The 21,188-nt window shown below is 39.6% G+C and carries 16 protein-coding genes and 1 other RNA gene; all 17 read right to left on the reverse strand.

From position 1 onward, the window contains the following. Positions 1 to 2 precede the first annotated feature (2 nt). Positions 3 to 566: a LemA family protein gene (locus PYS60_RS04090; protein ID WP_315567911.1), complete on the reverse strand. Its 564-nt coding sequence runs from the start codon at positions 564 to 566 to the stop codon at positions 3 to 5. A gap of 58 nt (positions 567 to 624) precedes the next feature. Further along, a complete protein-coding gene (acpS, locus tag PYS60_RS04095) occupies positions 625 to 1,035 on the reverse strand; it encodes a holo-ACP synthase (protein WP_315567918.1) in 411 nt (136 codons plus the stop codon). 97 nt (positions 1,036 to 1,132) lie between these two features. Next, complete coding sequence (locus PYS60_RS04100) at positions 1,133 to 2,212, reverse strand: P-loop NTPase family protein (RefSeq protein WP_315567919.1); 1,080 nt, start codon at positions 2,210 to 2,212, stop codon at positions 1,133 to 1,135. Between the two features lie 15 nt (positions 2,213 to 2,227). After that, positions 2,228 to 3,385 carry a DnaD domain-containing protein gene (locus PYS60_RS04105; RefSeq protein ID WP_315567922.1) on the reverse strand — a complete coding sequence of 386 codons (1,158 nt, stop codon included), beginning with the start codon at positions 3,383 to 3,385 and terminating at the stop codon, positions 2,228 to 2,230. 256 nt (positions 3,386 to 3,641) lie between these two features. Beyond that, a complete protein-coding gene (locus PYS60_RS04110; RefSeq protein WP_315567923.1) occupies positions 3,642 to 3,926 on the reverse strand; it encodes a hypothetical protein in 285 nt (94 codons plus the stop codon). Positions 3,927 to 3,930: 4 nt separating this feature from the next. Beyond that, positions 3,931 to 4,461 (reverse strand): hypothetical protein, encoded by a 531-nt coding sequence (locus tag PYS60_RS04115; protein ID WP_315567925.1) that lies wholly within the window; start codon positions 4,459 to 4,461, stop codon positions 3,931 to 3,933. A 431-nt stretch (positions 4,462 to 4,892) separates the two neighbouring features. After that, complete coding sequence (locus PYS60_RS04120; RefSeq protein ID WP_315567927.1) at positions 4,893 to 5,045, reverse strand: hypothetical protein; 153 nt, start codon at positions 5,043 to 5,045, stop codon at positions 4,893 to 4,895. A 527-nt stretch (positions 5,046 to 5,572) separates the two neighbouring features. Next, positions 5,573 to 7,357, reverse strand: coding sequence for a pyruvate oxidase (spxB, locus tag PYS60_RS04125; protein WP_315567929.1), 1,785 nt, complete (start codon positions 7,355 to 7,357; stop codon positions 5,573 to 5,575). Positions 7,358 to 7,577: 220 nt separating this feature from the next. After that, positions 7,578 to 8,291, reverse strand: coding sequence for a Spy0128 family protein (locus PYS60_RS04130; RefSeq protein WP_315567930.1), 714 nt, complete (start codon positions 8,289 to 8,291; stop codon positions 7,578 to 7,580). Further along, entirely contained in the window at positions 8,278 to 9,324 is a 1,047-nt protein-coding gene (gene srtB / locus PYS60_RS04135; RefSeq protein WP_315567932.1) for a class B sortase, read from the reverse strand. The genes PYS60_RS04130 and srtB overlap by 14 nt, the downstream gene beginning before the upstream one ends. A gap of 16 nt (positions 9,325 to 9,340) precedes the next feature. After that, positions 9,341 to 10,555, reverse strand: coding sequence for a QVPTGV class sortase B protein-sorting domain-containing protein (locus PYS60_RS04140; protein ID WP_315567934.1), 1,215 nt, complete (start codon positions 10,553 to 10,555; stop codon positions 9,341 to 9,343). 35 nt (positions 10,556 to 10,590) lie between these two features. Next, positions 10,591 to 11,133 (reverse strand): signal peptidase I, encoded by a 543-nt coding sequence (gene lepB / locus PYS60_RS04145; RefSeq protein WP_315570838.1) that lies wholly within the window; start codon positions 11,131 to 11,133, stop codon positions 10,591 to 10,593. After that, positions 11,133 to 13,241, reverse strand: a complete 2,109-nt coding sequence (locus PYS60_RS04150; RefSeq protein WP_315567936.1) for a hypothetical protein — start codon at positions 13,239 to 13,241, stop codon at positions 11,133 to 11,135. Before PYS60_RS04150 ends, lepB begins: the two co-directional genes overlap by 1 nt. 191 nt (positions 13,242 to 13,432) lie before the next feature. Beyond that, positions 13,433 to 13,805: a transfer-messenger RNA gene (gene ssrA / locus PYS60_RS04155) on the reverse strand. 70 nt (positions 13,806 to 13,875) lie between these two features. After that, positions 13,876 to 15,228, reverse strand: coding sequence for an amidohydrolase family protein (locus PYS60_RS04160; protein WP_315567937.1), 1,353 nt, complete (start codon positions 15,226 to 15,228; stop codon positions 13,876 to 13,878). 8 nt (positions 15,229 to 15,236) lie between these two features. Beyond that, the gene (secA, locus tag PYS60_RS04165) at positions 15,237 to 18,152 is read right to left on the reverse strand and encodes a preprotein translocase subunit SecA (protein ID WP_315570840.1); all 2,916 of its coding nucleotides are present in this window, start codon (positions 18,150 to 18,152) and stop codon (positions 15,237 to 15,239) included. 144 nt (positions 18,153 to 18,296) lie between these two features. Then, the gene (locus tag PYS60_RS04170) at positions 18,297 to 21,182 is read right to left on the reverse strand and encodes a hypothetical protein (protein WP_315567939.1); all 2,886 of its coding nucleotides are present in this window, start codon (positions 21,180 to 21,182) and stop codon (positions 18,297 to 18,299) included. Positions 21,183 to 21,188: the final 6 nt, after the last annotated feature.

Genomic DNA, 21,188 nt, shown 5'->3' on the forward strand with positions numbered 1-21,188 from the left:
TCTTATTTAGAAAAATCAACTTGCGGTGTTTGAGCCGCCTGCTTATCCGCCTGATAATACTGTACGGTTTTGAAACCGAAAATTTTGGCAAAAATTATGTTCGGGAATGTTTGCACCGACATATTGTTGATCTTGGCTGCCTTATTATATTCATCCCGGGCATAAGCTAAACGGTTTTCTGTGCCGGCCAACTCGTCCATTAATTGTGTGAATAATTTATCGCTTTTAAGTTGCGGATAATTCTCAACAACAGCTAACAAAGAACCCAATGCCTGTTTAATCTCACCGTCAGCCTGTGCTTTTTCCGGCATGGATTTGGCTTGCAGTAATTTCTCCCGTGCTTCATCAACCCGAGCAAAAACTGCTTCTTCATGTTTTGTATAGCCTTTAACACTTTTAACTAAATTAGGAATTAAATCGCTTCTTCTCTGTAACTGCGTATCAATGCTCGCCGCTTTTTCAGTAACAATTTGACTTTTACCTACCAGTGAATTATACGAAAAAACGCCTGCCAAGAGCAGAACAACCACTACAGCTGCAATTGTTGTTTTCAACTTTTTATTCATAAGTACCTCTTCCACTTCACTGCACCAATTTTCACCGAAAGCAGTTATTTGTATTATTTTACCACTCAAGCACAACTTGAGCTACCGCATATTCGCTTGTATCGCTCAAACTTAAGCTGATATTCAATTTACTTTCAGCTTGATAATTCGGTAAAGAATGCGCCTGTAATAAACAAGTGTAAAAATCGCTCGTTAAGTCAAAAACTACATCGCCTCTTTCATTGCTGCGCACTTGTATATATTTCCAGGACATTCCTGCCTGCAAGCCTAATTTAACTGCCTTGAGTAAAGCTTCTTTGGCGGCGAATCGTTTAGCCAGAAAGCTAATTTTTTTCGCCGGCAAATTTATCGCCTGCCAGATTGCAAGTTCATTTGCACCTAAAACTTTTTGAGCCAACGCCTCGCCTACACGCATATAAGCGCGCTGGATATCTCTTATTTCCACTAAATCAATACCGCAACTGATCATCTTCGCCTCGTCTTATTCTCCGCTATTTTTATATTTCAGCAATCTTATAAAATTCTGTCGCAAAAATACTTGTTAACAGCTTAAATTCTGCTTAAGCTTAATGAAATAATCTCAAATCATTAGTCTTAAAAGACACCGGTTCGGTATCCTGAAACAAGCGAGAAAAGATTCTTTCACCGTAAGCTTCCTGCAACTCATTCGGGCTATAATTGGTAGTAACAATTAAGTGTTGTCGCTGCGGCACGTTATTTAAAAAGCTCAATAAATGCTTGGGTGATACGGTATTAATGCTCAAATCGTCAATAACAATTAAATCTGCCTGTTGCATAACGGCAAAGCAGGTATTGTTGTAATCTTTTTGTCTGCTGTCGGGATTGAAAGAAGCTGCCAGCAAATCTCTTTTGACATACAAGTCCCCCAATTTTTCTGAATCCAGATAAAGCGCCAATATGGCCTCTTGCATTAAATAAGACGCAATTTTAGCCGCATAATAACTTTTGCCGGAGCCGGCAACTCCATATAAAATAATGTTGTGTTTCAAATTGTGCTTGGACGAAGATGAAGACAAAGCTAAAGGCGAAGGCGAAATCGAAGAATTGGCAGTTTCAGCAAGAATTGCCTGCGCAAATTTGGCGGCATATTTGTAGTTTGTGCGATAATTAGCTATTTCAGCTTGAAAATCCGCCGGGGAATTGGCTCGGGCATAAATGCTGATATCCGTTTGATCCGGTTGTTGCGCCTTAAAGCTAAGCGGCAGCCGATAAAGTCCCAGTTCCTGCAAATAAGCTGCTAGTTGTGCCGGCAAACAATATTTACAGGCCTGTTTATTCGCTAAAACTCCTGTGTCTTGACAATAAGCACAATAATAAATGCGATAATTATGTTTTTGGCAATAATTCAGCATTTCAGCTTGTAAAAAAGCCTGTAATTCGGCTTCTTTAAGAGCATAAGCTTCTTTAATCCGCTGATATTCCTGATCGGCACTTAAATCTTTATCATCCAGGCCGGCAGTCTTATGCATCGCCTGCAACAAAGAATTGCGCAAGTCAAGTAATTGTGAACGTCGCTTCTTCAACTCATCATTATGCGCATATAAATACTCTTCCAATCCTGATTTACGCACTTCAGCCTGATTGCTGCGTGTCTGATAGATATTTTGCAGGTAGTTCAGTTTCATAGCCAATTCTCACTTTTAATCATAATCTATATTATTTTTCGAGCCTTGCAACAACTTGCGGTAAAAATCATCATCATATTGGCGTTCGGTATATTTATCCTTTTGAATTCGCGATTGAAATCCGGATAAATTGGAATGCCTCCTGCCTGCCTGTTTCATCTTATAAGACTCTTCTCCCTGCTTGATTTCTGCCAAAGTTTTGTACCCGGATTTGTGCCAGCGGGTGATAATAGCATCAAACCAATTCAAAGTCGGATTGGTAGTTTCGCTGCTTTTACTAAGTAAATAAGTGACAATTTCGTCATTATAGCCATACTCATCGTACCATTTATTGATCAGAAGTATTTCCGCCTGTGTTAAGGTTCGTCTTTGTAAAGCCTGTTTAACTAACGGTTCACGTTCTTTAATTTTTTCTTTTCTGCTTACCCAAGCATCATAGGCTGCTGCTGTCAGCACTTGTTCTTTGGCCAATTCCTTAGTTAAATTCAGTACCTGTTCTTTATAAAGTTTATTTTCACTGTGCAATGTTGCAAAAATCAAATAAATCAACTCATTATCAAGTTTGTACTCATAATGCATTTTATCAATAAGGCTAATCCAGGAATAGGAACTGAACCCTACGAGGAAGCTGCGATTAATCGACTGTACCAGCTCATTGTAGCTGTCATCTTCAGGTAAACTTGCAGTCGGCGGTGATATTGGCTGAGGATCTGCACTTGACTCGCAGGCTGCTTCGCCACCTTTATTGCAAGTGAGCAAAAACTGCAACAATTCATAATTATCAGGGTCACAGCCTTTGGCCGGCAACAAATTACTACGATTAATCGCTTCTTTGGCCTGCGGGTTCAAATCGGCTACACCCTGTTGCCAAAGTTTTTCCAACAGACTGAAATTATCATGTACCTCAGGACTGATAAGCCATGTAGTCTGATTATAAAAATTATGTTTCAGCAGCTGTTCGCTTAATAATTCACTTTTTGCCGCTGCTAATTCCTGCTGATATTGGCGCCGATTGACAAATTGATTGGGCGGATCCAACTCAAAGTCATGTTCCTGCAGCTGATAAGAAGATCTCAGCGTACAAGTCAGCAAAAGGTGCAAATATAATTTCCAAGCTAGAGGACTTAGAAGTGGCAAATAATGCTGCATAAACTGATTGGAAAATTGTAACATAAGCTCCTCCTTGCACCTTTGAATACTTATTGTAACACACAAGGCACTTACAGTTAAAAACCGGCACACAATATGTGTCGGTTTCTCGCCTAGATCATTCGCCTTCTGCAAGCTTACTATTATGCGTCCGTGACTTGCAAAATCAAAGCCTTTCCCGCTTGAGCTGATCTGTAATCATCTTTTGTGCTTATACCTTGTAAAATCGCTACATTAGACAAATTGGTTAAGCGAGTTTCTTGAGCATCTGTATTTACAACTAATCTAATTTTATGAAATCAACTACCTCTCCCAGCCACTTTTTTTCAGCCTTTAGAGTTATATCAAATTTATTCAATACGCTAATATCTTCAGAGTTGTATTCTACAATAAACCCTAAATTTTCCGGATCAAATTTTTTTGAAGTATACAGAACAGATATTACTTTGTTATTATTCAAAATTTTTCTAATAGTATAATCGTTATTAGTAAAATACTCAAAAAAAGTTTTATACGCTATATCTTTTTTGGCCAACGGTTTCAATTTATCATTAAATATATACATCCTATTACTGTCCGTGATAATATATATTGTTATTGTGTATATATGAAAAAATTATTTTTTCGTTTTCAAATAAATATTCAGTTGTTTCGTATGTTTTGCAATTCAAAACGCCAATTGCTGATTGTGCCTCTTTTTGAGGAAAATTATTCAAGTCATTATTGCCATAAGTAACCAAATTATTATTATGATCTATCAGTTGTCTACCGGATGAAGTAAAAGCATTTTTAAAATTTACTCTTTTTTCTATTTTTCCACTGTCTTTATCTATAATTGTAATGCCATTTTTTTGGTCATTTTCACTATAAGACTCCACAAAAATTTTGTTGAATTTATCTGCTGCATTATTTAAATATTGATTTTCTAATAAACAGTGCTTTTTTTCACCTTCATAAGAATAAATTATACTACTTAAATATTTGCTATTAACGCTTCCAATGTTAATCGTTTCAATAAGTGTTTTCTCTCCGGTTCTAGTAAACCACGATGCTAAATATTTGTTATTTCTTTGCTCATTTGCATTAGAATATACCTGCATTTCCCCTTCTTTATATAATGTTTATTCAACCTATTAGAAGTTAAAAATAATTTTTCTTCAAAGTAATTAATTGAATTAATGCTATATCCTTTATAATTATAGCTTTTAATGAGCTTTCCATCACTGTTTAAAAACAATAACTTTGAATATGGTTCTCTAGCTCTTGAAAGTGAAACTATATACTTAGAATTTTCTATATCTATTTTTTATTTTCATTGATATTTTTATTAGAGCAAGCAATCAAGGATAATAGTGTTGCAAAAAGCAACACCATTATCTTAATCATAGAACTAACCTTTATAGAATACATAAAATTCATTCTATCAACTTCATATCCTTGATTTTTCCATTATACCTCCTATTTAATTTTTACCAACAGCAATTACTCTATACATATGCTCAATCGCCGTTCTTACACCTCTTTAAATAACTTACTTATCGCTCTTGTCAACCTGAATAACATCACTCCGATTATTAATGCTTGGTTTATTTATATTAACGCTAAAAAATATAAGTTGTATCAATACCACTACAACAAATATTACTGCAAGTATCATCAAAAATTTTTTTATCTTATCACCCATTGAATTCCTCCTGTTTTAAGTAATACTTCCGATATTAATTTTTTCATGCTCTAATCTCCCTCACGTTGCAATCATACGTGTTCTATCAATTATTAAAGCGTGCTGATTTTATTTAGTCAATATGCACAAAACCTAACGGTAAAGCAAGCGTCTTTCTATTAAATACAGAATATTATTGCAAGCTTAAAGCATTTAGTGTTAACTTTTATTTACTTAAAAATACGCATTTTTCTACTTTTACTACAGTTAAGCAATGCTTTTTATAAAAATACATAAGAAGCTTTAGTAAACACACATTTACACTTTGAGAATTTCTCCGACAAAGAAAAAGCAATTTTCAAATTAATTGTTTCTCGCCGAGATCATTCGCCTTCTGCAAGCTTACTATTATGCGTCCGTGACTTGCAAAATCAAAGCCTTTCCCGCTTGACCGCTTGAGCTGATCTGCTCCGGCTTCAAAGTAAAAAAATCCCGCAACACTTTAACAGTGTTACGGGCAATGCAGCAGTATAGTTGTATAATCTCAATTACTTAATATACTGCGAATTTAAGCCTTCTTCTTCCAAATAGGTGCGGAAAGGCACGAGATTTTGTGCTTCATACTTGTCCTTATAAGCCTGAATTTCTGCGGCACTGTAAAGTTTTTCATCCAACTTCAAAGTTCCCGTCTCTACCGGTAAAGGACGATTCTGCGTGATTTTGCAGTCAACTACAACTGTCTTACCATTTTTCACGGCAGCAACTGCTTCCTGCATAACAGCATCAATTTCTTCAATTCTTCTGACAGTATATCCTAAAGCACCCTGAGCTTTACCAACAAGAGCGTAATCGACGTCAACAAAATCAGTACCGAATGTTGTCCGGTTGGTATCTTCATACTTATTCTTGATAAACGCGTACTCGTTATTAGAAAAGACAATATTTATTACCGGCAAGTTGTAACGCACATTAGTCACAACATCAGGATAAGTCATAGAGAAAGCGCCGTCACCCATCAAATTCCACACCTGCCGTTCAGGATAGGTATGTTTAGCGGCAATACCGCCGGGCAGAGCAATACCCATGGTAGCAAATAAAGGTGAGGTACGCCACATGTTTTTCGGAGTCATATGTAAGTGTCTGACTGATGTTTGGGTAGAATTGCCGACATCAACTGAGAAAATAGCGTCTTCTTCGGCATACTTGTTAATTGCGTTATAAACTTGATAGAACTGCAAAGGACCGCTTGTTTTACCTTCCAACTTGTCCATATACTCGCGCCAGTTCTGCACATTTTTCAAGTTGGCACGCCACCAGGCATTTTCTTCTACAGTCGGCATAAGCTTCAGGAAAGCTGTCAAAGCTTCGCCTGCATCGCCTAAAATCGCTACATCACAGGCATGACGTTTACCGAGCATGGCAGGATTATTATCTACCTGAATGAAATGTTTGATGTTGCGGAAAGTTCTATCAGCTTCGGCAAAGGGGAAATTACAACCGATAAATAGTACTGTGTCGGCTTCTAAAATAGCTTCATTCGCCGGTTTCCAGCCGACTCGATAAGCTGAACCTAAATGGGCCTTAAAATTCCATTCGATTGTCTCATAATTTTTACCGGTGGTAATTACCGGTGCTTTGATTTTTTCAGCTAAAGCCTGTACTTTATCTCCGTGGCCCACTGTACCGACACCAACGTAAATTACAGGACGTTTCGCCTGTTTCAGCAATTCTACGGCGTCAGAAACATCTTTTTCATCTAAAGGAGCTGATTTGTAAGCACGGTAATTATGACCGGAAGTATAGAACTCATCGATTCCTATTTCCTGATACCCGAAATCAGTCGGTACTTCGATAACCGCAACGCCGCGTTTGCTTATAGCCTGTCTGGCAGCCTCGTCCATTAATTTCGGCAATTGTTCGGCATAAGCTACCCGTTTGTTGAAGACGGCAATATGGTCAAACATCGGATTTTGGTTAAGCTCCTGGAAAGCATCCAAATTAAGTTCACGATGCGGCCTTGAGCCTAAGATTGCTATTACCGGGGTATTATCCATAGCAGCGTCATATAAACCGTTAATTAAATGTGAAGCACCCGGTCCGCCGGAACCTACACAAACTGCCAACTTGCCTCGCCACTTACTTTGCATCACTGCCGCCATTGCGCCGACTTCTTCATGCTTGACCTGAATAAATTCGATTCTGTCTTTTTCCGCCTCCAAGGCGTCCATAAAAGAACTCAATGTACCTGAAGGTATTCCGTAAATTGTATCTACTCCCCAGCCTTCCAACACACGCAAAGCTGCTACGGCAATTTTGACCTTTTCTTTTGCCATACCGATTCTCCTTGAATAAAATATTGTACCGACTAGTTAGTATGGAAATAATATATTATATTTTTTCTTTTTATGTCGCGGTTAAAATGATGCTAATCATTTTTTCGCACGCCTATATCGCCGCAATAGACTCAAAGATGACTGCAAGCACAAAAATACCCTCCTCAGCAGTTATCTGATGAAGAGGGTCCATTATTTGCTGTGAAAGTGCCGTCAGCACTTAATCATCAACTTTTTGAGCTTCAGCTTCTCTCTTTCTGTAAAGCAAAAATAAGAATAAACCTGAAATGATGAGCACGACGCCGACATATTCATAGACGGAACGGATATTACCTGTTTTGGATAACAATCCGATTTTTTTCGCGATGCTTTGAATGGCCGGTTCTTGCTTATCCGTAGAATTATCCTCATTATCGCCAATGCTGCCGCTTCCTCCGGGATTGGGCATTTCATAATGATTATGGTAAGTCAGCTGATCCGTTTTCTGCTTATCCTGATTCAAAATCATGGAAACTTCAGCTTCCAACCCCCTTACAGTATTGACAACTCTAATTGTAATTGTGTATACGGAAAAATCCTGTTGCACATATTTGTTATCGCTCGGCAACTGTCTAAGTTCATAAACATATGTCCCGACTTGAGAAAATCGTAAGTCAAGGCTGCGTTCCTCATCTCCGTACAGACCGAAAATATATTCCTGTCGGGCATTCTCCGGTAAAGGAGCTGCGGGGCTTTCCTTGCTTGGACTTAAAGCATAATTGAATACTTCATGCGGTTTGCTGTAATCGCTGTTAATCGAGATAATTTGACGTACTTTAAGAGAATTGTTCAAGCCGACAGCAGCAGCTTCAGGCAGACAAAGGTCGGTCAACCAAAGTTGCAGACATAAAAGCAGACACATTAAATAACGCAATTTTCGTTTATCTTGCTTCATTCAACTTTTTCTCCTTTCGTCGTTGTTGCTCTCTCCGGCAAATTGCGGATATGATCAGAGCCGCTCCGAGCAATAGCCAAATTCCCAGCACTGCCGGTAAAAGGTCTTTGCTTTTAACTTTGCTCAAATAGCGGGAAAAGTTATTGCCTTTTTTGACCTTACCGGTATTAAATGTATTCACTTGTGTTTGATCTGTCAACTGTCCTACTAATATATGACGACCGTTTGTGATGGAAAAATCGCAAGTGTCCATAATCAGCAGATGCGGTTTCTGTCGGCTGTCCAATTCACGTTTGTATGTAGCTTTGGCGTAAATGTAGTCCAACAGTTCCTGCGGATTCGTCAAGGCTTTAGCAGGTGATAAGACCATTTGATCCGTCCCTACGGTTCGGAAAAAAGCGATAAATTCAATACCCAGGCTCGGTAATTTCTCGCGTTGCAAAAGGCCGTATTTGTGCGTTTGGAAAAATTTCTCATCCTGAAATAATTCCAGATCGCCGAACATTTTTCGCTCCGCCATGTAATGGCCGTAAAGTATATTCTTGGCATCGCTGAAATCACGAGTGTTGCGATTATCCAAAAATATGCTGCCGGCGGTGGAAAAAGTGCCCAGAACCGTTTTGTTCAGATACTCCGAGTTATCTTTTCCCTGTACTACCGGATAGTCTATTTCAGTGCCGTAAACTTCCAACCAGGCGCAAACATCCGGATTAAGTTGTTGCAACTCGTTGAAAGACAGCTTGCTCGTGCTGTCCGGTTTATACATGGCATATTCTTCACTATCGGCGATGCTCATCACTTGATTGGTATCCCAGAAAGCATACATACCGATGAAGAGGGCGGCCAGAGATATTAACAGGATAAAATAATCTAAAACGCCGGAGGCTTTTCTGATTAGTCTGATTTGCCGTTTTTGTTTTTCTGTTAATCGAGGTTTAACAGGCGCAGCAGCCTGAGAGTCCGTTAAGGGCATTTTCAGGCTGCAATCGTCTGCCGTGGCAGTATGTAAGGGCGGCAAAGCGCTTTTCTTCATGCTGCACTCCTTTTAATTAAGCTTCCAAATCGTCGTGTTTACGGTTTTTCACAAAGAAGACGATACCGGCCAAGGCTACTAAAGCCAAGACAATGAACGGTAAGCTGTTCAATAAGATACCGGTAGGTGTTTGTTGGGTGTTGACGAAGATGATGGAGTTGTCGCCCTTATCACCGATGTTTTTACCTGTATCTTCAATATCAGTTACATTAGTAACAGCAACATTATTCATCTTACTGCCTTCGAGGCTATGCGTATAACCGGCATCTATAGTTTCTTTAGCTTTAACCATTGAACCGAGTAAAACGTTAGCAAAAACAACTCTATCACCGTGATGCAATACCACATCAAAAGGTGTTCCGTAATTTGCTGTTTTTTTATCTCCGGCGACGCCTTGTGCGTTAACAATCTTATAATCGAAAGCTGTATCTGCAGCATTCGATCCGGCAGGCTTACTTACAGTAAAGTTAAAAGTAAACGGTTCATTAGCATTTACCTTACCTGCTTCTCCTGCAACTTTCTTTTTCAAGACAAAACCTTTTTTATCCTCGTTTGTTATGTCCGTACCGGTAGGATTATCATTACCGGCTTTAGGATCATAATTATTGTCAAACTCAAATTTGTTACTTTCATCAGTTGAACCGTCATATTGAGTCTTTTGTTCAGTTACAGCCTGACCCTTATCATCCTTAGTCTTTTTAATTTGGATATTGTCAACAGTAAATTTGTTATCTGCTTTGGTTTTAACAAAAATAGAAACTAAATACTCAGCTTTAGAGCAAACCAAACCTGTTAAAGTTTTCTCTTCTTCGGTAACCTTATAAGTATACTGACCGGCTTCAGTAAAATCAACCCCTTTTAAGGCATCTCCTGTTGTTTGGATGAGCTGAACACCATTTTTCTTAGCATCTTTGTCATCAGCAGCTTCAGTTTCTTTAGCTGCATATTTTACACTCTGATCACCAATAGCAGGACATTTAGCCTTCTGATCTTCTTTTGCGTTGAAGCTGTGTTGCTCAAACTTAAACTTAAACTCCACTTCCGGTGTCTTAACATCAACACTCGGCAAATTAAGAACTTTTTTAATCTTAAGTTCTACTGTCTGTATTGGGTTTTGACGAACAGGCGGCCGCGGACCGGGACCTGCTTGCACCTGAACCAGACATGAGGCTGAGAAACCCAACGCCAGCACCAACGCCAGCGACTTTTTCAAATTAAATGACTTTTTCATTTTTTCTTCCTTCTATCCTTTTATTTTATTTACTATTATATTCCCCGACTACGAATCAGGTTGAATATCTTACCACTAATCTGACTGCGTTTAAGAGCTCCGAAGAGGCGGGAATCAGCAGCCTTATCCCGATTATCGGCCAATACAAAGACTTCATCCGTCCCCAACTGCAAAGGGAAACTCACACCATCTTTGAAAGCCTGCGTCTCCTTGAAAATCTTCGGCTCATATTGACGAGACCCGTTAACTTTCAAACCGTGCTCATCAACATCCACCTTATCTCCCGGCAACGCCACAATTCTGGCCAGTTTCGTCTGCCCTTTGAAATTGTAAACAACAGTATCACCGACAAAATACTTCTTATCCAAGCGATAATAGAAAATCAAATCTCCCGGGTTAACATTCGGAACCATCGCCGTATCATTTACCCGATAAATACCGAACACGAACTTAAACACCAACACCAGCAACAAAAGTATTGTCACCAACTTGAAAAGAAATTTCAAAAGTGCTTGGATAACCGGATCTTTCGCCTGCGGTCGATCCCGTCCCCTCTTACCGCCGATTTTATACAACATCACTCAGCCTCTCTTTCCCTCTGCTTTCGCTGAATTGAACTTGTCAGCAAGCCGGCTCCGGCCAACAGCAACAAGAATTTATATCCGCTGCCATTCGCCGTTGTCTGTACCCCGACAGGAATCTGGGAAATATCACGCTTAACTCTGATATAAACAGTAGCAGAAACATAGATATGATTATCGTTATTATAATCTGGATAACCTCTTACCTTAATAGTATAATCTTTATAATTCTTACCTTCTTTATCCCAATCAATTTTTTCCGTAATCGTGCCTGTAATTACCCAATCGCTTAAGCTGTCGAAAGGGTCCGAAGCATCAAACTTCAAGCCTGCAGGCAGTTTAGGTTTATCAAAAATATAGCCCTCAGGCGTATTAAGCTCTATTTCCTTACCACCTAGAGAAACTTTAATATCTTTAATAGGTTCGTGCTCATTAACCTCCTGATAAGGCGGATCAACTTTCATTTCATAATCTTTCTCCATACCCGGTACCAGCTTGGCGATGTAATCTTCAACATTGTTAAGATAACTTTTAGTCCCGTCTTTCCAGGTAACTTCACAGGCTCCGTTGTCTTTGATCAATATTCTGCTGTTATTTTTGGCTTCTTCCAATTCTTTCGTTGCCCGTTCATATTCTTCTTGGGCAACCAGGAACGGATCACCTTCAGGATAACCGGATTTTCTCGGATCACTACCCTTATTTTTATAGTAAGCCAACGTAGTATTATAAATTTTGTTTAACACTTCTTTTTTTTCATCTACTTTCAAATGCTCCGTATCCTCTACATAAGTCATCGGCGGAGTTTGCAATCTATGCCGGGACGCCCCACCGAAAGGGCCGACAAACATATACCGATGTTGCCAATTAGCCTCAATAGCAGCCCCTCTATCACTCCAGTCTACACCGAAGGGCAACTGCGCCAAATTTTCATAACTTTCATGCTTGGTCACAAACTTGAACACATACTTGCTATTGCGCGCAATTCCTGCGCGCGCCAAAGAATAATATTGGCCGATTTCACCTTTATCAAATTGCCATTTCAAGGATTCAATAACAGGATTGTTGGCACCGGCAGATTTTTCCAAAGGACCATAAACCCATTTTTCAACTATATGCGTGAATTTGTGGGGTTTTTTCAATTTTACTATATTATTAGGATCTCCGTACGCTCCTTTATTATAAAAATCTGAACTTGTTCTATAGCTTTCTATATTATTACTCGACCATTTGGTGGCAATCGGTTTAAAGCTCAAGCCGTCATCGGAATACTCCACACTCTGCACATGACCTTGCTTGCTGGGCAGCCAAAAAGATATTTCAGCGCCTTTGTTCCGACCGTTATTATAAACAGTAACTTTCCAGGTAATTGTTCTATTCTTATAATCAATTACTCTTTCAATATTAAAAGCCTGCTTGGCATTTTCCAATTGTTCCGGACTGCTTCCGGCAAATACAGTATAATTCTTATCCCAAGCAATGCCCGAACCGTAATTTTGGAAATTACCGTTTCCGGAAAAATTCGCCCTGCTTTCACCCGGCTGCTCAGCGGCAAATAACAACATGCGACCATCCCCCTCTGGTAAATAATTATCATTATTTAAGGATGTGCTCGTCAAATCACGTCTGTTTCGCTTCAAATTCCGGTTTTCACCCGCAGCAGTAGAATTTCCCGGCTTCTGCGCCTGCACTTGCTTGTCTTTATCCGTTAATTTGTTGTCGCTAGGGTTAACGTTCGGGACATTACCTAAGTTGCCGCTTGGGTTAGTGCTAGAGTTACTGTTCGGGGTAATGCTCAAATTACCGTCGGAATTACCGCTCAAGTTATCATTCGAGTTACCGCTTGGTGCAGCTTGCCCGCCTATCTGCCCGTCTTGACCGCTAGCACCGATAATCACAGGTTTTGTCTTATCCTGACCGTTATAAGGAGTTTGTGGTGAATCAAGCACAACCGGACGTACTTGCCCTGCTCTATTACCGTTAACGCCCTTAGAACCGTCAGCATCGTTGCCGCCGTTAGCAGCCGCCAAAGAAGTTAAAGGATAGAAAACGGAAGTAAAATAAATTACTCCGCTTAGAAGTGCCGAAATTTTCGTCCTATCTATCATCTTTTAACCTCTTTCGTTCCATTTGACAAGGTTATTATATACAATAATTTATGAATTCAATGTCTTTTTTGTAAAATATATCAGAGAGCAAGTAAATGAAGCACCAAAAAGCACTTTCAGTAAAAATTGCATTTTAATAACAACAAATATAAAACAGCAGAGCCGGGAGCGACTCTGCCGCTACAATTAAACAATGGAGATGACGAGAATCGAACTCGTGTCCAAAATCATCTTAGTCGGAACTTCTCCGGGTGCAGTTCAAACTTTAAAAATTCCCTTCATCAGTTAGACGTTGAACAATCGCTGACAAAAGTAGCTTCATAATAATTTCAAGGGCAAAGCTTAGCTTGAAATGGGAAAATTTAACCTCCGACTTTCAAGGTCTGCTGACTAACACAGATATTCAACTAGCAGATTCATCGAATCTGTGGCCGAGCTTACGCAGCTACAGCTACTCTATTAGTTTTTGCAACTAAATTTTTTGCCCGTTTTTTTAAGAGGCCAACGCGCATCCTCTACCCGCTATTCCAACTTCAACAACCCTGTCGAAGCCTTTACATCCCCAAAAATGAAATGCTATCTTTATTATACTAAACTTTAACTTGATTGCACAAATATTTTCTGACGCCGAATTCTAGTCGACTTGAACATCACTGTGCAAAAAATCGACACACTTAGCCGCCTCGTATTTTATTTTTTCTACATCCAAAGTCAAATATTCTTTCTTGTAATAAACGAATTGCCCCAAAACCATCAACGACTCTACCTGTTCTGTCTGCAACGAATAAACAACGGCAGCGGCCAAATCATTAATCGGGAAAGTATTAACACTGTCAAGATTCACAACCTGAATATCCGCAAGCTCCCCCTCTTTAATTACACCGGCTCCCAGACCTGCAGCCATATAGCCGTTGCAAGTAGCCATCTGCAAAACATCAAAAGCAGTTATAATATCGGCTCTCCGATATTGCCCTTTAGCCAATAAAGCTGCCAATTTCATCTCACTATAAAGATTCAAATTATTATTGCTCGCCGCTCCGTCGCTTCCCAGACAAACTCTAATCTTCTTCTGCAAAAGAGCTTTAATATCGGCAATACCGCTACCCAACTTCAAATTTGAAGTCGGATTATGCACAACCGTCACCTGTCGCTTGGCCAATATCTCACGATCTTCATCCGTCAAAACAACACAATGCGCCGCCACTGTTCCTTTACCCAGCAAACGGAATTCATCCATTTGTTTAACGGGACTTTTGCCGAATCTTTTGAGACAATCGCTATATTCTTTCTGTGTCTCGCACAAATGCATTTGCAAAAGCAATTGCGGATTAGATGCCAAATAATCGGCTGCCTGCGGAAAGAAATCCTCTTGATACAAATAAATGGAATGTATCATATAAGTCAACTTCAGCTGCTCCTGCGGGTAAGTCTGCGCCAAATCCTGCATTTTTGCAATAATATTTTTGTCAATAGAAGCCTTGAAATCCTTATCTCTGACTTTATCATCAATTCCCGGTAAATAACGCAAACCGGCGCGCATGACTTCCGGTATACTCAAATCCGGTCCGGCATACATATCAAAAGTAGCAGCAATACCGTTTTTAATCAATTCTAAGCAAGCTAATTGTGTACCTATTCGATAATCTCGTTCTCTCAACTTGTTTTCCAAAGGAAAAATCGTTTGAAAAAGCCAATCATGTAAGTTTTGGTCATCAGCTGAATTGCGAAACAGCGACATTACTAAATGTGTATGACAATTAATGAAGGCCGGCAAAAGTAATTTTTTGCCGTATCCTTCATATATCTGCATATTTGCAGCGAACTGCAGTTGCAAAGACGACCAACATTTTTCAGCCGCTTCCCTATCTTCCCCGCAATGAATTATCCGACGCTCATGGACAATAACATAAGCATGACGAATTATCCGTTTCTGCGGCTCACTCCCGGGATTAAGCAAATAGAAATCACGAAAATAAGTTGTTTTCACGCCGCACCTTAATCATTATTCCGGCGATCCTGTGCTAAGTGACAATCCTTATATTTTTTGCCGCTGCCGCACCAACAATTTTCATTCCGACCGACTTTACGCTTATCTCTTTTCACAGGTTGCGCCGTACTGTCAGGAATTGCGCTATCTGCTTGAGCTGTTGTTTCAGGTTCGCTTTGCTCTTCTGCCGCTTCTTCATAAGCACCTGAATTTGCTTCTTTATCCTCACTCAGCTCTTGCGTATTTTCCCGTCTTTCCAAAGGATGTTCCGCCGTTATTTGTGCCTGCATCAATAAACGAACTGCATTTTCACGAATCAGATCATTCATCGCCTCGAACATCTCGTAACCCTCTTTGGTATATTCGACCACCGGATCATGTTGTCCGTAACCGCGCATTCCGATAGAATTACGCAAATCATCCATAGCATCAATGTGTTCCATCCAGTGATCATCTATCACCCGCAACAAAATAACGCGTTCCGCTTCCCGCATTAATTCAGGAACAGGTAAAGACGCTTCGCGCTCTTCATAACGCTGCATCGCTTCACCGATCACATCATTAATCAATTCTTCCTTGCTGAAACGCTCCGGATAGAATTTATCGCCGTTTGACAAAGTCAAGCAAACTTCTTCGTTCCCCTCTTTAGTTTCAGCCAAAAGATGAACAATTTCATTCAAGCGGGCAACACTGGGAATTCCGCCGAAAATATAAAGTAACTTATTAGCCAGCGAGCGGAAATCCATATCCTGATAATTCTCAACTCCGTGAGTATAAGAGTTTACTATATCAGTTGCCGTGTTCTTAATCAGCTTGGTAAAAATCGGTTTAAGTTCCTCACCGGCCAAAACTTTACGTCTTAAATCATAGATAATTTCTCTTTGTTTATTCATGACATTATCGTATTCAAAGACTCGGCGACGAATAGCATAGTTACGACCTTCTACCGCTTTTTGAGCATTAGCAATATTACGACTCAAATAATGGGCCTGAATTTCCAGATCTTCTTCCACATTTAAGCGATCGAAAAGATTCTTAATCCAATTGCCTCCGAATAAACGTAAAAGTTCATCTTCCAATGACAAATAAAATTTACTGCGTCCCGGATCACCTTGACGGCCTGCACGTCCGCGCAACTGATTATCAATTCTGCGCGATTCGTGTCGTTCTGTACCTATAATGTACAAACCTCCGGCCTGTACAACTTTTTCGTGTTCAGCTGAAGTTATTTTCTTGAACTGTTCATACAATTCTTTATACTTCTTTCTGATAGCCAAAATTGCCGGCTCATCAGTTTCATTATACGCATTAGCCTGAACAATAAGTTCTTCATCATAGCCTAATTTGCGTAATTCCTGCAAAGCTAAATATTCCGCATTACCGCCTAACAGAATATCGGTACCGCGGCCTGCCATGTTAGTAGCAATAGTAACTTGGCCCAAGCGTCCGGCCTGAGCAATTATCTCAGCTTCTCTGGCATGCTGTTTAGCGTTCAAAACATTATGTTCAATACCTTTAAGTTTAAACATCGCCGAAATTCGTTCGGAACTGTCAACGTTAACCGTACCCACCAGAACAGGCTGGCCCGCTTCCTGCGCTTTCTTGACTTCTTTAACGATAGCCTTTAATTTTCCGTTAATCGTCTTGAATACAGCATCCGGTTCATCAATTCTTGCTAACGGCTTATTCGTCGGAATAGTCACAACATCCAAATTGTAAATCTCTCTAAATTCCTGTTCTTCCGTAGTTGCCGTACCTGTCATACCCGAAAGTTTACTGTACATTCTGAAGAAATTTTGGAAAGTAATTGTCGCTAAAGTCTTACTTTCATTCTTGACCTCGACTCCTTCTTTCGCCTCTATCGCCTGATGCAGACCGTCGGAATAACGTCTGCCGTACATCAAACGACCGGTAAAGTCATCAACAATAATAATCTCATTATCTTGAACAATATATTGCTGATCTCTCTTCATAGTACCATGAGCTTTCAAAGCATTGGTAACATAATGCTGTACATCATAATTGGCTTCATCAGCTAAGTTGGTCAAGCCGAAATATGCTTCCGTTTTCTTGACGCCCTGCGGAGTTAAAACTGCAGTTTGAGCCTTTTCATCTACAACGTAGTCGGCATCTTCCGCATATTCATCCTGCTCCAATTTTTCGTCGGTTTCAGTTAAGTGCAAAGCCTTCATGCCTCGCACCAGGCGATCCGCCCGTTCATACATGTCGGTAGCATCTTCGCCTTGACCTGAAATAATTAAAGGTGTTCTGGCCTCATCGATCAAAATAGAGTCAACTTCATCGACGATGGCAAAATTCAAGTCTCTTTGCACTCTGCGATTTTCATAAACAACCATGTTATCCCGCAGATAATCGAAACCGTACTCATTATTCGTTCCGTAAGTAATATCACTGTTGTATGCTTCCCGCCGTTCGTCATTATCCAAATCATGAACAATCAAACCGACAGTTAAGCCGAGGTAGCGATAAACTTTTCCCATCCACTCGGAGTCACGTTGGGCCAAGTAATCATTAACGGTAACTACATGAACACCTTTACCTGTTAGAGCATTCAAATAAACCGGCAAAGTTGCAACTAAAGTTTTACCTTCACCTGTCTTCATTTCAGCAATTCGTCCCTGATGCAGAACAATACCGCCTATCAATTGTACTCGGTAATGTTTCATCCCTAAAACACGCCATGCCGCTTCACGGCAGGTTGCGAACGCCTCCGGCAGAATATCATCTGTCGTTTCTCCGTGCGCTAAACGTTCTTTGAATTCGCCGGTTTTAGCCTTTAACTCTTCTTCGCTCAATTTGGAATATTCCGGTTCCAAACTTTCAATTTTCTCAACTAGCGGCATTAATCGTTTAATTTCATGATCGCTATGTGTGCCAAAAATCTTTTTAATAATTTCCATAATTCCCTTATGCTGTTGATACAGCGCCATCCATGTAAATATAATTCAACTTGTTAAATATAATTCTTTTGAGCGGCAAGTTCAACTGTTTCAAAGAAAATCTGTAAAAATCACTATTAATTTTCGCTACTTAACTCTTATTTTAGTTTATTTGCCGAAGCTGAAGATTAAAGGTAAAAACATTCTGTGCTTATAACCGGCTTTTTCTCCCGTTCGAGCAATACGATAAGCTTTGAACATACTGTCGCTGCCGCCGTTTTTTAATTTTAAGAATGTTCCTTCGGCCGTTTTTACCACCTCATATTTATTTTGCAGTTCTTCCTGTTTCTTTTGTTGCAAATAAGCTGTGAACTCCGTCCAGGAAACTTGCTGTTCCGGGCTTAAATTTTTGTTGTATTCGGCTAAGGCTGAACGTAATTTTTCTTCGGCACTTAAGTTATCGGCATTTTTATCCTGATAAAGTTCAATGTTTTGACTTAATTTCTCAGTTAATTGCTTCATATTATCCGCTTTCTCCAATAATTCGGCCTGGACATTAATTATTCCTTCAGCTCCCGGATCTGCCAGAGAATTGTCTATGTGTAATTTTGCCAATTCAACTCCCCGATAGTAAAAGCGATAATCTCCATCCGGCAGGTTATTTAACAACAACTCACCATTGTCATCTGTATATACGCTTGTCAATTCACCGTTCGGTTCATAATAATAATCACCTTTAATTATCGTAAATTTCGGCTGTTTTCCGTCATTTGCCAACAATGAAAGAGGTAATTTGCTCAGAGCCTGTTTGTTGTCGGAGCGGACAAATTTAAGCAAGCTGCTGTTTTTCCCCGGTTTTGTCTGCATGTTTTCAGCAAAGCTCAATTTCGGCACATTTTTAGCCGTTGTCGCCTGTGTACTTTCCTGTTCGACAGTTTTCTTTACCTTTGTTGTTTCAGCAGGAGATTTTCCTTGCTCCGATTTTTCCGGCATCTTTTCCTGAACGTTGTCCTTGTTTTTCTCTTTATTCTCAGAATTTTCCTTGACGTCTTTCTTATCGTCTTTTTTATCGTCTTTTTTATCGTCTTTTTTATCTTCGCTTTTTTCCTCTTTCTTTTCTTCATCTGTTTTCTTCGCACTGCCGTTCACCGCATTTTCCTCAATCACAATCTTTATCGGCACAACAACTTCCATTTCACCCTTAACGATAGGAGGTACAAATTTTTCCTCAATCACAAACTTTATGCGCTTGTCCATATTCAGATTTTGCAATTCTGCCGGTAAAGCTGCTACCGCTTTTTCCCCGTATTTTAATGACTTTTCCTGATGGGCCAAACATTGCGAATTGTTCAGAACATAATTAAAAACTACCTTAAAGCGCCGTAAACGTAACTTAAGCCTATCGCTTTTCCCCTTCTGCCAATCATCTTCATTAATTATTTCATAACCGGCATATTCCGGTGGCAACTTTATCTGATAATCGCTTTGACCTTCTTTTTCCGCCTTACCTGTAAACAGAAATTTCCCATCTTCGTCATAAGCCTGATATTCTTTGCTTTGTTTGAGTTCATTCGTACTTAAATCGCTCCACGGTACAATTTCAATCAAAGTGTATTTTAACTGCATCGCTTCTTTCACTTTGGGTAAGATAACTTCTTTCTCACTCTGCAATTTGTATTTTGTCTTATTATCTTCCAGAAATTTCAGTTTTATCTCATCGTTGTATTTGTACTTTTCTTCATCTTGATGAATTTTATGCCCGTCTTTACCTAAATAAGTAATAGACACGGGATATTCCCGCCGCACCAGTTCAACAATAACTTCTGCAGCTTGACGATATACTTTATTTTTGTCTTTTAATTCATAGCCTTGCGGTATATCAAGCTTAAGTTGTGCATTAAATTGCAGCTTTTGCTTTTCACTTTTAATCATTTGGCCGTTATCGTCTACATACTTAATTAAGCTATTGATTTTACTCGGCTCCTGACTGATCATACCGGCAGCTTTAACCATTTTCACTCCTACTTTAAAATGTTTTTGTTCATCTTCCAAAGTTACCTGATGCTCCGGCAAGGTTTGCAATAACGCTAATGTATACTTGTTCTTTTCCTGCAATTTTCGGTTAAGTTCAGGTGAAATCTGAAAGTTTTCTTTTTCCCCGTAATGGCGAACAAAAGCTATCGTCAGAATATCTTTAGAATTTTTATCAACATAATCAATATTCAAAGTGATAGGTAATTTTTGCAGTTGTTTTTCCGCTTCTTCCAACTTTTGCTTGATGGCTGCAGTTTCGCTTTTAATACTTTTCAGTTCCATTAAATTTTTCAAATCTTTTTGTGCCTGCTTAATCTTTTCCCAATCTGTCAGCTTCCAGGTGTCCTGTTTTAATAAATTTTGATACTTTTCCTGAAATTCGCTCAATTTAGCTTTTTCCGCCTTTTTTGCCGCTTCTTCCTCTTTTTCCGAATCTTTTCTGACTGCACTTGCTTTTCTGTTTACGGAAAAATAAACATTCAGCGCCGTACTGTAGCTTTCATGTCCGTTCAAACTGAATGTATCCCAGTCGTTAGATCCGTTCATTGTATATTCAGGCGGTAAATAACTGACACTTGCTCTACCTCGAGTCGGATACGTGCTGTTATAAGCATTAACCTGCACTTCTATGGTTCTGCCGGCCCGGGTAGTACCTGAAGTCGTACCTATAGAATAAGATATAATTGCTTCTCCGACATTATCGTTATATTGATCCATAACGTTAAAGCATATATAACAGGTGCTTTTTCTTTCATCCTCCGCGTAATACGCGCTCGAAGCTGCATTCAAATTCGGCCCTAACCCTATTTCCGGCAAATCTAAAGATCGCCGTCTTCTTACCGGTGTTTCCGAATTTTTCCGACTGCGGCGAACAGTTTCCCGCTCGATTGTTGCTGTTTTTTCTTGCTCCGTCAAATTAGCCGTACGACTGCGGGTAACGGCTAAAATATTAGCAGGAAATAATAAATTAACAGTCAAAATTGCTGCTGTTATTGTGCTGATAAATTTTCGTTGTTTCATATTTAC

This window comes from Amygdalobacter indicium (assembly GCF_029101545.1).
GTDB classification, from domain to species: Bacteria; Bacillota; Clostridia; order Saccharofermentanales; family Fastidiosipilaceae; genus Amygdalobacter; species Amygdalobacter indicium.

Excerpts from the sequence above, each read along its gene's own strand:
- PYS60_RS04090 (WP_315567911.1), bottom strand. The coding sequence starts at position 566 with ATGAATAAAAAGTTGAAAACAACAATTGCAGCTGTAGTGGTTGTTCTG.
- acpS (WP_315567918.1), bottom strand. The coding sequence starts at position 1,035 with ATGATCAGTTGCGGTATTGATTTAGTGGAAATAAGAGATATCCAGCGC.
- PYS60_RS04100 (WP_315567919.1), bottom strand. The coding sequence starts at position 2,212 with ATGAAACTGAACTACCTGCAAAATATCTATCAGACACGCAGCAATCAG.
- PYS60_RS04105 (WP_315567922.1), bottom strand. The coding sequence starts at position 3,385 with ATGTTACAATTTTCCAATCAGTTTATGCAGCATTATTTGCCACTTCTA.
- PYS60_RS04110 (WP_315567923.1), bottom strand. The coding sequence starts at position 3,926 with ATGTATATATTTAATGATAAATTGAAACCGTTGGCCAAAAAAGATATA.
- PYS60_RS04115 (WP_315567925.1), bottom strand. The coding sequence starts at position 4,461 with ATGCAGGTATATTCTAATGCAAATGAGCAAAGAAATAACAAATATTTA.
- PYS60_RS04120 (WP_315567927.1), bottom strand. The coding sequence starts at position 5,045 with ATGGGTGATAAGATAAAAAAATTTTTGATGATACTTGCAGTAATATTT.
- spxB (WP_315567929.1), bottom strand. The coding sequence starts at position 7,357 with ATGGCAAAAGAAAAGGTCAAAATTGCCGTAGCAGCTTTGCGTGTGTTG.
- PYS60_RS04130 (WP_315567930.1), bottom strand. The coding sequence starts at position 8,291 with ATGAAGCAAGATAAACGAAAATTGCGTTATTTAATGTGTCTGCTTTTA.
- srtB (WP_315567932.1), bottom strand. The coding sequence starts at position 9,324 with ATGAAGAAAAGCGCTTTGCCGCCCTTACATACTGCCACGGCAGACGAT.
- PYS60_RS04140 (WP_315567934.1), bottom strand. The coding sequence starts at position 10,555 with ATGAAAAAGTCATTTAATTTGAAAAAGTCGCTGGCGTTGGTGCTGGCG.
- lepB (WP_315570838.1), bottom strand. The coding sequence starts at position 11,133 with ATGTTGTATAAAATCGGCGGTAAGAGGGGACGGGATCGACCGCAGGCG.
- PYS60_RS04150 (WP_315567936.1), bottom strand. The coding sequence starts at position 13,241 with ATGATAGATAGGACGAAAATTTCGGCACTTCTAAGCGGAGTAATTTAT.
- PYS60_RS04170 (WP_315567939.1), bottom strand. The coding sequence starts at position 21,182 with ATGAAACAACGAAAATTTATCAGCACAATAACAGCAGCAATTTTGACT.